Raw genomic sequence first — 13,462 nt, forward strand, 5'->3', positions numbered from 1 at the left:
TCAAAAAACGATATCTTGACAACCAGAAAATTTAAACAACTACTTATTTTCGGATTGCTAATCGGACATAGTCCAATCGGCGCACAGACAGCCGGTATCCTGGGGTTACAAACAGAACATTTAACCCGGCCGCTGGGTATTGATCAACCCCATCCACGTTTTAGCTGGCAAATAGCCACGGACCAGGCTGCATTTCAACCGCAGCGTTACCGGTTGTTACTGGGTACGGATTCCGCGGCAATTGCTGGAGGCCAGGCCGACACCTGGACCTATGAAAGCAATGATGCGTCCAGGCAATTGGTGGCGTATGCCGGTCCGGCCTTGCGACCGTTTACTACTTATTTCTGGACGGTACGTGTAACTGATGGTACCGCCCGTCACCTGCAATCTGCAGTTGCCCGTTTTGAAACCGGAATGTTGGGTCGCCATAATTGGCAAGGCGCATGGATCAGTGATCATCAAGATATAGCATATCGCCCTGCTCCCTATTTTAGAAAAGAGTTTTCAATTGAAAAAAAAATTGCCTCCGCCCGGGCTTATATTGCAGCGGCCGGGTTGGTTGAACTTTCAATCAATGGCAGAAAAATCGGGAATCATGTGCTGGACCCGGTCTATACCAATTACGACAAAAGGGTGAGCTACCTGAGTTTTGATGTGGGTAGTGCCCTACAGCAGGGCGGCAATGCGGTAGGGGTCCTCCTGGGAAATGGCTGGTACAATCATCAGTCGCTGGCAGTTTGGGATTTTCATAAAGCACCCTGGCGGGCCCGCCCGACTTTCTGTATGGACCTGCGGATCCGATATATGGACGGTACGACCCAGGTCATCCGCTCCGAGCGGGACTGGAAGACCGCTGCAGGTCCCTTAATAGCCAATAGTATATATACCGGAGAACAATATGACGCCCGAAAAGAGATGTACGGATGGAATCTGCCGGGATTTGATGACAGCAAGTGGGAAGGTGTTCGTTACCGGCAGGCGCCCGCTCCTGAAATTACTTCTCAACAGATGGTACCCATTCGCCAGGTGCAGGCTTTTGATGCGGTTGCAGTTAACCGAATCAATGACAGCATTTGGGTTTTTGATATGGGCCAGAACATGAGTGGGGTGACCCGCGTCAGTGTTAAAGGCCCTGCCGGGACTAGACTTAAAATACGACAAGGCGAGCGCCTTCATGCCGATGGCCGGCTGGACCTGTCCAATATCGACGTGTATTTTCGGGGGGATAAAACCCTGGACCCTTTTCAAACGGATATCCTGATATTAAGCGGCCGCCAGGATGAATTTACGGCACGTTTTAACTACAAGGGTTTTCGTTATGTAGAAATCGTCAGCTCCATTCCTATGTCCTGGTCCAGGGACCAGGTACGATCCTTTTTTGTGCATAGCGATGTGGAGCCCGTGGGCAGTATCGAAAGTTCATCTCCATTGATCAATAAACTCTGGAAAGCTTCCAATTATTCTTATTTGTCCAATTTGATGGGTTACCCTACGGATTGTCCACAGCGGGAGAAGAACGGCTGGACCGGCGATGGACATCTGGCGATAGAAACCGGGCTCTACAATTTCGATGGTATTACTGTTTATGAAAAATGGCTCCGTGACCACAGGGACGAACAGCAACCCAATGGGGTATTGCCCGATATCATTCCTACCGGTGGCTGGGGTTATGGGACGGCCAACGGGCTCGACTGGACGAGTACGATTGCCATAATTCCCTGGGAACTCTACCTGTTTTATGGCGACTTGCGCCCGCTGAAAGATAATTATACATCGATCAAAGCCTATGTTGATTATGTCGACCGGATCAGCCCGGAAGGGTTGACCAGTTTCGGTCGTGGTGACTGGGTTCCGGTAAAGACTACTTCCAATCTGGAGCTGACGTCATCTATCTACTTTTATGTGGATGCGGATATTCTGGCGCGGACGGCCCAATTGCTCGGCAAAACCGCAGACTTCGAACATTATGATGCTTTAAGGCGAAAAATTAAATCAGCCATCAACAGCAAGTATCTCCATACGGATAAAGGAATATATGGCAGCGGCACCCAGACAGAACTAAGCATGGCACTGCACTGGAAAATTGTTCCGGAACACCTGATTGCGCAAGTAGCAGCGCAACTCAATGAGCGGGTTAAATCCACTGACTTCCATCTTGATGTGGGCGTACTCGGTGCAAAAGCGTTATTGAATGCACTCAACGATAACGGCTATCCGGAAACAGCTTACAAAGTAGCCGTGCAGGACAGTTATCCGTCCTGGGGCTGGTGGATCGTAAACGGAGCAACGACCCTGCTGGAGAACTGGGATCTTAAAGCCACCCGAGACATATCTGATAACCATATGATGTTTGGGGAAATCGGCGGCTGGTTTTTCAAAGGTATCGGAGGCATCCGAACGGACGAAAAGGCGCCCGGCTTTAAACATATCCGGCTGCAACCACATTTCCCTAAAGACCTGCAGTATTTCACGGCTTCGCACCGGGGCCCCTACGGAAACATTGTCTCTTCCTGGAAACGCAAAGGCCGGAAAATAACTTACGAAGCAGTCATCCCTCCGAACAGTACGGCTACCGTGGATTTTGCCGGTCAGCAGGGGCTTGTGACCGATCAGCAGGGTCGTCACCTCGCCTCAGATCAACCGCTGCTCTTATCGGCAGGCAGGCATATTTTTACAATTCAATAAGCGACTGAAATGCAATATATCAGGATACATTTTTATGAATTATTATTGGCAGTCAGCATGCCCTTCCTGGCCGCAGGACAGCGGAGTCAGGTGAATGTATTTCTGGGAAGCTCAGGTGATCATGGACAGCTGTCACCCGCTGCCGGCGGACCTTTTGGGATGATGAGCATTTTGCCGCAAACTGAACCTCACGGGCATACCGGCTATGAGCATTATGCAAAAAAAGTATACGGCTTCACCCATACCCGTTTTGAGGGCGTGGGCTGTATGGGCAGTGGTGGCAATATACTGATCCGGCCTTTTTTGGGATCTGATCCGGGACCACAGCCATTATATAAGAAAGCAGAGAGCGGTCGCCCTGGAGCCTACGCCATTCAGTTTACCAATGGGCTTTCGGTCCAAATGCTGGCGAACGATAAATATGGCCTGGAGACCTACCGATTCCCACAGGCAGCGAACGGGTTTGTCATAGATCTCGCGCATACCCTGGCAAATGCATTTCGGGCAGAGACCCATGAAATTAGCCCTGGACAGATTTCCGGAGAAATCAGTTCGGGTACGACCTGCAATAACGGGACCTATATACTTTATTACGCAATTGGTTTTAACCAACCCGTTGAAATTTCGACCTATAAGGAGCATCAGGTCCTGGTGCGTTCCCAAGCCAGGACCATTCAGATAAGAATCGCTTTTTCCGCGCAATCCGTGGCAAAGGCAGTGGAAGCGCTGCAGGGGGGGCTCCCCGAAAGACTGGCGCCCCAGGGTGGCCGGGATTGGGATCGCCTGCTTTATGGTTTAAACGCAAACGGTGACACCGATGAGCGCGCATTGTTGTATTCCCTGCTTTACCGTGTATTACAATCGCCATTTCTGATTACAGAAGCAAGTTCAGTCCCGCGCTATAGTGGCTGGACAATCTGGGATAATTATAAGACCCAGTTGCCACTCCTGTCGCTGCTGTATCCCAGCCAGTATCAGCATATTATTCATTCCCTGGTCGATTTGTATAAACGGGGGAAAAAAAACTGGGCGACAGACAACGAGCCCTCCAATACCGTCAGAACTGAACATGCTGCGGTTGTGTTGCTGGATGCTTATCGGAAAGGCTATCAGGTGGATTTTGCCGCAATTAAGGAACCATTGCTCCGGGAAGCCCGGGGACTGGCTTTTGAGAAGCCGGATCAGGCCCTGGAATCCTGTTACGACAGTTGGGCTATAGCCAATATTTTTGAAATACTCGGCGACAGTGCCCTGGCCCGTCAGTATTATCAGCAGGCGGCGGGCTGGCGTCGTTATTGGGACAAGGATTTCAAAGATCTCAGCCGCAAAGATGTGGACCGGCTTGGCGCGCGTGGTATGTATCAGGGAACCATCTGGCAATATCGCTGGCTGGTACCCTATGATTTGAAAGGGCTGATGGAAGCTTGTGGTGGTGTCGAAGATTATATCAGTCAGTTAAGAAATTTTTTTGATGACAATTACTATAATGCAACCAATGAAACAGATATCCAGGCGCCGTATATGTTTTCCGGAAGTCCTGAGCCCTGGCATTCCCAGGAGATAATCCACCGATATGCACACGACAGTGTGGCCCAATTGTATTTTAATGACAATTCCCGAGGTATTGACGCCGTTTTTGGTCGGGTTTACCAGAATCAACCCCGGGCTTATCCCCGCACGATGGATGATGACGGAGGCGCTATGTCGGCTTGGTACGTTTGGGCCGCGACAGGCCTGTCTCCGGCCTGTGTGGGCCAGCCTGTCTACTATCTGCATGTTCCGTTGTTCCGGGAACTGGAATGGCAGACGGGTGACAAGCCGTTTCGGATCGAAGTGCGGCATTTTGGAGAGGGTAGGCCCTATATCGGTTCTGCGACATTGAATGGCCAACCATTACGCCGTAATTGGCTGACCCATCAGGAGATCCAGCAGGGGGGACAGTTAATCATTGAAGCCGCCGCAAGCCCGAACCGGGAATTCGGCCGGCAGCAGCCCTGGATCAGTTCCCTTCCGGCTAATATGCCATAAAGTAAGAAGGGCGATAAGTCTTATTGAAAAAATAAACCCCCTTCGGTGATTGAAGGGGGTTCATAGTTGAATCAATTTGAGTATTACTCAGATCTACCGTGACAATGTTTGTATTTTTTTCCGCTGCCACAGGGACAGGGATCATTTCGACCAACCTTAGGTCCTACCCGAACCGGTTCCTGTTTTACAGCGGGTTCGCCGGATGGATCGTAATAATCTTTCTCGTTGGCAGCATAATCATCACCAGCGGCATCGATTTCGTCCTTGTTGGCCCGCATTTTACTAAGATCAGTCTTTTGTTGACGGCCTTCTTTAATGGATGCGCCCTGCTGCTCCTGCACCGGCAGTGAAGCCTGGGTCAAAAATCCAATGATGTCCTTGTTGAGGTTGGTGGTCATTCCATTGAACAACTGGAAGGCTTCCACTTTATAGATGACCAGCGGATCTTTCTGTTCCAGGTAGGCGGTCTGCACACTTTGCTTCAGATCATCCATGGCCCGCAAATGTTCTTTCCAGGTATCGTCAATTACTGCCAGGGTAATTGACTTCTCCATCGACTGTGCCAACGCTTTACCTTCTGTACTGATCGTTTTATCCAATGGTGCCAGAACATTGATAGCTTTTCGGCCATCAGTAAAAGGCACGATTACGTTCTCGATATGCTGACCTTGGGTTTCCCGGATATTTTTAAATACCGGTAATGCGTCAGAGGTGACCCGCATCACATGTTCGTTGTATTTCCGGGTAGCTTCTTCATATAATTTATCAGCAAGTTTTAAGGCATCCCTGCCTGCAAATTCTTCCTGGGTAATAGAAGTGTCCATGCCGAAATTTACGATACAGGCAAGTTTGAAGCCTTCGTAATCTTCCTGCTCTTTAAAGGAAGTGGTCAGGCTTTCTGCTACAATGGAAAAGGCGTTATCGATATCCAGTGACAACCGTTCACCGAACAAGGCATGATTCCTTTTCTCATAAATGGCATTCCGCTGCTTATTCATTACATCATCGTATTCCAGCAGTCTTTTACGGATACCGAAATTGTTCTCTTCTACTTTTTTCTGTGCCCGTTGGATGCTGTTGCTGATCATGCTATGCTGTATCACATCTCCTTCCTTATAGCCCAGCTTATCCATCATGCCGGCAATGCGTTCACTCCCGAACATTCGCATCAGATCATCCTCCAAAGAAACATAGAATTGTGAACTTCCGGGGTCTCCCTGACGTCCGGCACGACCTCTTAACTGACGGTCTACCCGGCGACTTTCATGTCGTTCAGTTCCTATGATAGCCAAACCTCCGGCATCCTTTACACCCGGACCCAGTTTGATATCCGTACCCCGTCCGGCCATATTGGTCGCGATGGTTACAGCGCCTGCCAGTCCTGCTTCAGCAACAATACTGGCTTCACGCGCATGCTGTTTGGCGTTTAGTACATTGTGTGGAATCTTTTTCTGCTGCAGCATCCGGCTCAGCAGCTCACTGATTTCCACCGAAGTGGTACCTACAAGAATGGGACGTCCCGCATTGCGGAGGGCTTCAATTTCGTCAATAACCGATTTGTATTTTTCCCTTTTGGTTTTGTAAACCAGGTCCTGGCGATCGTCTCTGATAATCGGCAGGTTGGTGGGTATGGTTACCACGTCCAGTTTATAGATGCTCCAGAGTTCTCCGGCTTCGGTTTCAGCGGTACCGGTCATACCTGCCAGTTTGTGATACATCCTGAAATAGTTCTGCAGGGTAACGGTGGCATAGGTCTGGGTGGCTGCTTCAATTTTGACATTCTCCTTGGCCTCCAACGCCTGATGTAGTCCGTCGCTATACCGACGTCCTTCCATAATACGACCGGTCTGTTCGTCAACGATTTTTATGGCACCGTCGATCACTACGTATTCATCGTCTTTTTCAAACAATGCAAAAGCCTTCAGTAATTGCTGTACGGAGTGGATACGGTCTGCTTTTTGAGAATATTCATTGAGTACCTGCTCCTTCTGTTTCAATTTTTCTTCAGCGACAACTTCACTTTTTTCGATTTCAGCCAGCTGAACACCAATATCCGGCAGGACGAAAAAATCAGGATCTTCTCCGGATTTGGTAATGGCCAGCAGCCCCTTCTCCGTCAGGTCCACTGAATTATTCTTTTCGTCAATGCGGAACAATAGCTCCTCATCAACAATTTTCATATTGCGTTCCTGTTCCTGCAGGTAATAATGTTCTGCTTTCTGGAGCTTGACTTTGATCCCCGGTTCACTCAGGTATTTAATCAGTGGGCTGTATTTAGGCAGGCCCCGGAAAGCGCGATATAAATGCAGACCGCCTGATTTGGGATCATCTTCACCTTTGTCGATCAGCCGCTTCGCTTCGTTAAGGGCGTGGCGGGCAATTTTTTCCTGCTCCTGAAAAAGCTGCTGTACCCTGGGTTTGAGTATATGGTATTGCTGATCGTCTCCTTTTTCTACCGGACCGCTGATGATCAGCGGTGTCCGCGCATCATCGATTAATACACTATCCACCTCATCCACCATTGCGAAATGGTGTTTGCGTTGTACCATTTCATCGGCAGCATGAACCATATTGTCCCGCAGGTAGTCAAAACCGAATTCATTATTGGTGCCGTAAGTGATATCGGCAAGATAAGCGTTCCGCCGGGCAGCACTGTTGGGCTGGTGTTTATCAATGCAATCCACCCGCAATCCCAGCCATTCAAAGATGGGGCCGTTCCATTCCTGGTCCCGACGTGCCAGATAGTCATTGACAGTTACGATATGAACGCCCTGACCGGCGAGTGCATTCAGGTAAGCCGGGAGCGTCGAAACCAGGGTTTTACCTTCACCTGTAGCCATCTCGGCAATCTTACCGCTGTGAAGTACAGAGCCGCCTATCAGCTGAACATCGTAATGCAACATATTCCAGGTGACCGTGCCGCCGGCAGCAGTCCAGCTGTTCTTGTAAATGGCGTTATCGCCGTCCACAGAGATATAATCAGCTTTAACGCTCAGGTCACGATCCAGATCCGTAGCGCGGGAAATAATATTTTCGTTCTCTTTAAACCGCCGGGCAGTTTCTTTGACTACCGCAAAGGCTTCCGGCATAATTTCTTCCAGCGCCTTTTCAATTTCTTTGTTGCGGTCTTTTTTAAGGTCATCTACTTTTTTATAAATTTCATCTTTTTCCAGCAATGCCTCATGGGAAAGGGTTTCGGCCTGTTGGTTCAGGGCTTCTATTTCTTCGTCGATTTTTTGAAGGTGGGCCGCGATACGTTCTTTAAATTCTGCCGTTTTACCTCTTAACTGATCGTTGCTGAGTGACTGATATTCTTCGAAGTATTTATTAACTTTTTCTACAACAGGAAGCAATTTTTTGGTATCCTTTTCAGACTTACTACCACCAAAAACCTTAGATAAAAAACCAAACATGAATAATATTTTAATTAAATTTTTTCAAATGAACGATTAAGCGCTTCAAAAACAATGCTATGCTTATTTACAGACATTTTGACAGGGGTGCAAAGATACGGAATTAACCCGCACAGATTGGGGGGGAACCGGCTACGTTTCCGGTACTGTGGAATCATAGGCCGGCTGCTTTCCGGGTCGGGTCGCCGGATGGCCCGACAATGCTAATATTAAGGAATTGTTATCAAAACTTTAAATTTGCGCGGCAAGTGGTCAATTATGGTCTATAAGGCAAATTATTATGCAGTTGTTATATACCGGATGTTTCTGGTGTTGGTATTGTTCATGATTTGCCGGCTGCTCTTTTTTGGCCTTAACTATCCGATGTTCAGTCAGGTGACCAGCGCCGACTGGACGGGCATTTTGCGGGGCGGATTGCGATTTGACATCGCAGCATTGTTTTACTTTGAAAGCCTGCCCCTGCTGTTAATGGTGCTGCCGATTGCCCCGTACTGGCGTCAGCATTCCCGCTATCAGCGACTCATTAAATGGGTGTTTTTTATTTGTACCGGCCTGGCGCTGGCCCTGAATTGCATTGATTGCATTTATTACCGCTTTACCCTCCGGCGTACCACATTTGATGTTTTCCGGGAATTTCAACATGAGCAGAACAAAGGTGCCCTGGCTGGCAGGTTCCTGGTAGATTTCTGGTATGTGGTGCTGATTTTTCTGGCCCTGCTGGCCCTGATGGCTTTCTTATACAATCGGTTGGTTCCCCATAGGTCAAAATTTCAGGCGAGACTGCGCTATTATGTAACCGCTGTAGTCGTTATGCTGCTCACTGTCTTTCTGGCGGTCGGGGGAATCAGGGGCGACTATCGGCACAGTACACGACCGATTACCATTAGTAATGCCGGAGACTATGTCAAAAATCCGGCTGATATCTACCTGGTGTTGAATACACCGTTTACTTTTATTCGGACCACCAGCCTGAAAGGGCTGAAAAAAGTACAGTACTTTTCAGAGGCAGAACTGGAGACGATTTACAGTCCGGTGCACCGGCCGGATCCGAATCAGGTTTTCCAAAAGAAAAATGTGGTGCTGATCCTGCTGGAAAGTTTTGGAAAAGAAGCGCTGGGTTTTTATAATAAAGGACTTGACGGTGGGCAGTATCAGGGGTATACGACATTTCTGGATTCCCTGGCAGGACAGAGCCTGGTGTTCTGGAACTCTTTTGCTAACGGGCGTAAATCTATCGATGCTATTCCTGCCTGCATTGCCGGCATTCCCGGATCAGGCAGCCCCTTTGTGCTGACACCTTATGTGTCTGATACCATCGGAGGACTGGCACATATTCTGGACCGGGAAGGGTATCATAGTTCCTTCTTCCATGGCGCACCGAATGGCTCTATGGGATTTTCCGCCATTACCCGTCTGCTGGGTATCCAACATTACTTTGGTAAAACCGAGTTTAACGATGATACCCAGTATGATGGCATCTGGGGTATCTGGGATGAACCTTTTTTTCAATTCTTTGCCCGGGAACTCAATAATTTTCCCCAACCTTTTTTCAGTACGATATTCTCGGTTTCTTCACATCACCCTTTTAAAGTACCTGAAGACTATCAGGGGGTTTTTAAGAAAGGGCCACTGCCTGTTTATGAATGTATGGGATATACCGATATGGCGCTACGAAAATTCTTTGAGGTAGCCAGTCGGCAATCCTGGTTTAATAACACGGTTTTTGTGATCAGCGCCGATCATGCGACTACGGTTTACCACGAAGAATACCAGAACGCCTGGGGTGAATTCGCGATACCTATCCTGCTTTATGTGCCGGGTGACAGCACCATGCGCGGTATTCGTAATACCTCCATACAGCAGATTGATATACCGGCGACAGTATTGGGTTACCTGCATTACAACAAACCCTTTTTGTCTTTCGGACAAAACGTGCTGGATAGTAGTCATAATCGACAGCAATTTGTATTTCAACACAGTGGAGAGTACCGTTGGTGGCAGGGCGATACCCTGTTATTTTCTGACGGGCAGCAACCAAAAAGTCTTTTTGATTTCAAAGGAGACCCCGGCTTGTCAAAAAATATTCTAGACCAACAACCAGATGCGGGAGCTGCCTTGTTGCGTCGGCTGCAGGCTTTTATTCAGCAATACAACAATCGAATGATCGAAAACCGGTTGACGGTGGGACAATGAGTAATACAGGCAGCTGAATGAATTTAAATATATTTGCGGCACATTTAAAGATTATGGCAAAAAAACCGGCAGACAGTTTGGTCGTGATGACAGAAATCGTATTACCCAATGATACAAATACTTTTGGTAATTTAATGGGCGGCAGGCTGATGTACTGGATGGATATTGCGGCAGCCCTGGCGGCGCAGAAGCATTCCAATGCACCAGTCGTTACAGCTTCAGTCGATAATATTTCTTTCGTTAATCCCATCAAGCTGGGCAATGCGGTGCATATCAGGGCCTATGTAACCCGGGCTTTTAATACATCCATGGAAGTTTTTCTGGATGTGCAGGGGGAAGACCTGGTACAACAACATAAATACGTCAGCAATACGGCCTATTATACATTTGTGGCTTTGGATCCGCATAGTAAACCCAAGCCCGCACCCGCCATCGAACCAGAAACTGATGAAGAAATAGATCTGTATAACGGGGCACTGCGTCGTCGCCAGCTGCGATTGATACTTAGTGGCAAGATGAAACCAGATGATGCCAGGGAACTACGCGCACTTTTTGAGAAGGGCTGAAGGGAGGAAACTTCTATAGGTTTAACAACGTAGCATCTTGTCTGACAGGACAATAGTGATATTTTACAAGCTATTGGCAGTCCTGAACATTTTAGGGGTGAAGCCTACTAATTTCTTAAACGTATTAATGAAGTAGTGGACATTTTTGAAGCCACTGTTATAGCAGATTTCGGCGTATCTTAAAACCTCAATAGTCTTCCATCTTCGGAACAGACGCAGAAATATGAATGCATCCGTATTCTAAGCTTCCTCCATAAATAGATCGCTGCGTTTTACAAAGTAAGGAACGGCGAGGGTTGCCAATCCGGTAATGACAGTAATACCCACCATCAGGCTATGGAATTCCTGGTTCAACAGGGCGTCGGAGGAGCGATGGGTTTGATAAATGCCATAAATAAGTAAAATGAAGGTCACTGCTGTGATGATCAGGTATACCGGGGCGGTTTTGGTAAAGAAAAGATCCAACAGGGCATACAGACATCCGGCCAGCGGCACCACCAGGAGTACTGCAAATATCAGTGTAGAGACGTTAATCAGTTCATGCAGTGGGTAATGGGTATAGGATCTGAACACCACATCAAATATTACACAGAGCACTGCAGCAAAATAGCCTGCGAAAAGTCCCGCCATCAGGGGTTTGTAAATATGCCCGTTATTGTTTACCTGCTTCATTATTAAAAGATTAAATTAAAATTTGGGGATATAGCGGCCCGACTTGGGACTGGAAAGCTCCCGATTGAGGCTTTGGTTGCTTCCCGAAAATATACCGCTGGTTTCACGGAGCAAAAATATGACATAAATCATATTCTGTGAAATATATTATGCAGATTTAACTCAGGAACTTTGTTTTTCTATGAGTTGCATCATATTATTTTCCTTTAACAACATCAGGTTTTTTCCATCGGAACGAATCAGTCCTTCCTGCTCCAGGTTCGCCAGCATCCGTGAAATTGTTTCATAGGTGGTACCCACATAAGCCGCCAGTTCCTGTTTGGTCAGCCGGATATCAATAAATCCTTCTTCCGTAAGCCCGAAGAGCTGCCGCAGGCCCAGCAAGGCTTCAGCAATCCGGCTTTTAACATTCATATGGGCCATATGGCGTACCCGGCGCTCAGTAGCTTCAAGTTCATTGGCGTAAAAGTCCATCAGGGCATAGGTCAGCTGGGGGTTGACTTTCAGGGTAGCTTCAAAAATATCGATAGGTAAATAAAACAGCTGGCTGTCCTCCAAGGCGGTCGCCGTAATCGGGTATTGTTTATCACGGGCCAGGCCACGGTGTCCGACCATGTCACCATCCCGGGCAAATCGAAGGATCAGTTCCTTTTCAGTGGTCCACCGCTGGTGAATTTTAATTTTACCTTTTATGATAAAATAAATGCCGCCAACCGGGGATCCCTCTTCAAAAAGGGCAGCGCCTTTTCTAATGTTGATTTCCCTTCTATGTTGTTCGATAACAGGAAGCCATTCTGCAATGCAGTACTGGTAGAGGATATTTTTATGCTCGTATGACACCGAAAAAGGGAACATTGTATGCTGTTTTAACAGTAATAGTATCCAGCGCCGGTTTGTGCTCGGAATGCCGCCGGATTTTTAACGCTACCCGAATATAGGACGCTTGTCCGGTATTAAAAAAAGGTATCAGTATTTCACTGATACCTTTAAAATCTTCCGGGATCTTAGGGCTATAGTTCGGCCATCAGGGTTTTGATCCGGGCCGCATGCTCCGGACTCACCGGTACCACCGGCAAGCGACTGTCGGTACTGCAAAGTCCCATCTCTTTAAGGTATTCTTTCACACCGGACGGACTGCCTTCAGCAAACAGGGAATTAATAATGTCTATATATTTTAAATGTAATGGCAGGGCTTGCTCAAATTTACCCGCCAGGCTGAGCCGGACCATTTCTGAAAACGCGCCAGGATAGGCATTGGCCACCACAGAAATGACGCCAATCGCGCCGAGCGCAATCATGGGCAGTGTGATGCCATCATCGCCTGATATCAGCATAAAATCGGCGGGCTTATTTTTCATGATCTGGCTGATCTGATCAAAGTTGCCGGAAGCCTCTTTCGTGGCTACGATATTTTTGCAATCGCGGGCAATCCGTAAGGTGGTTTCCGCACTGACGCTCATGCCGGTCCGGGAAGGTACATTGTACATAATTACGGGCAGGGGGCTGGCTGCATCAATTGCCCGATAATGCTGATAAATCCCTTCCTGACGGGGTTTATTGTAATAAGGAGACACAGAAAGGACTGCATCATAGCCTTCCAGGTTCATATTTCCCAGTGCCTGCACCGCTTCGCGGGTGTCATTGCCGCCGATGCCAGCAACCAGTCCTACCCGGCCTGCGGCCTTTTCCTTTACAAAATCAAAGAGCACCTGTTCTTCTTCACGGGTCAGGGTGGCGCTTTCACCGGTGGTACCGGCAGCCACCAGGTACTCAATTTTATTTTCTATCCAGAAATTGATCAGTTTTTCCAAAGTCGGGAAGTCAAATTCCCCGGCTGGAGTAAAAGGGGTTACGATGGCAATTCCGGTGCCTGTTAATTTCTGTTGGAGTGACATGTATCTTGAA

9 protein-coding genes are annotated in these 13,462 nt (G+C 48.0%); 4 read left to right on the plus strand and 5 right to left on the minus strand.

All coding sequences use genetic code 11. The annotated features are described in order from the left end of the window. Nucleotides 1–15: 15 nt before the first annotated feature. Nucleotides 16–2,685 carry an alpha-L-rhamnosidase gene (locus tag ACYVI9_RS06770; RefSeq protein ID WP_460762401.1) on the plus strand — a complete coding sequence of 890 codons (2,670 nt, stop codon included), beginning with the start codon at nucleotides 16–18 and terminating at the stop codon, nucleotides 2,683–2,685. Nucleotides 2,686–2,694: 9 nt separating this feature from the next. Beyond that, entirely contained in the window at nucleotides 2,695–4,713 is a 2,019-nt protein-coding gene (locus ACYVI9_RS06775) for a glycoside hydrolase domain-containing protein (protein WP_460762404.1), read from the plus strand. An 83-nt stretch (nucleotides 4,714–4,796) separates the two neighbouring features. Here ACYVI9_RS06775 and secA read toward each other — a convergent pair whose 3' ends face one another. Continuing rightward, nucleotides 4,797–8,126, minus strand: a complete 3,330-nt coding sequence (gene secA, locus ACYVI9_RS06780) for a preprotein translocase subunit SecA (RefSeq protein ID WP_460762407.1) — start codon at nucleotides 8,124–8,126, stop codon at nucleotides 4,797–4,799. Between the two features lie 258 nt (nucleotides 8,127–8,384). On the opposite strand from secA, the gene ACYVI9_RS06785 reads away from it, so the two are divergent. Both ACYVI9_RS06785 and ACYVI9_RS06790 read left to right on the plus strand, forming a co-directional pair. Then, nucleotides 8,385–10,319: an LTA synthase family protein gene (locus ACYVI9_RS06785; RefSeq protein ID WP_460762409.1), complete on the plus strand. Its 1,935-nt coding sequence runs from the start codon at nucleotides 8,385–8,387 to the stop codon at nucleotides 10,317–10,319. Nucleotides 10,320–10,372: 53 nt separating this feature from the next. Then, nucleotides 10,373–10,885, plus strand: coding sequence for an acyl-CoA thioesterase (locus ACYVI9_RS06790; protein WP_460762412.1), 513 nt, complete (start codon nucleotides 10,373–10,375; stop codon nucleotides 10,883–10,885). Between the two features lie 63 nt (nucleotides 10,886–10,948). Here ACYVI9_RS06790 and ACYVI9_RS06795 read toward each other — a convergent pair whose 3' ends face one another. The 4 genes from ACYVI9_RS06795 to dapA form a co-directional block, all read right to left on the minus strand. Continuing rightward, on the minus strand, nucleotides 10,949–11,110 hold the full coding sequence (locus ACYVI9_RS06795; RefSeq protein ID WP_460763012.1) for an AraC family transcriptional regulator: 162 nt from the start codon (nucleotides 11,108–11,110) through the stop codon (nucleotides 10,949–10,951). Between the two features lie 15 nt (nucleotides 11,111–11,125). After that, nucleotides 11,126–11,557, minus strand: a complete 432-nt coding sequence (locus tag ACYVI9_RS06800) for a hypothetical protein (protein WP_460762415.1) — start codon at nucleotides 11,555–11,557, stop codon at nucleotides 11,126–11,128. Between the two features lie 162 nt (nucleotides 11,558–11,719). Next, nucleotides 11,720–12,412 carry a Crp/Fnr family transcriptional regulator gene (locus ACYVI9_RS06805; RefSeq protein WP_460762417.1) on the minus strand — a complete coding sequence of 231 codons (693 nt, stop codon included), beginning with the start codon at nucleotides 12,410–12,412 and terminating at the stop codon, nucleotides 11,720–11,722. 155 nt (nucleotides 12,413–12,567) lie between these two features. Next, a complete protein-coding gene (gene dapA, locus ACYVI9_RS06810; RefSeq protein WP_460762419.1) occupies nucleotides 12,568–13,452 on the minus strand; it encodes a 4-hydroxy-tetrahydrodipicolinate synthase in 885 nt (294 codons plus the stop codon). Nucleotides 13,453–13,462 lie beyond the last annotated feature (10 nt).

The organism is Niabella terrae (genome assembly GCF_054783135.1).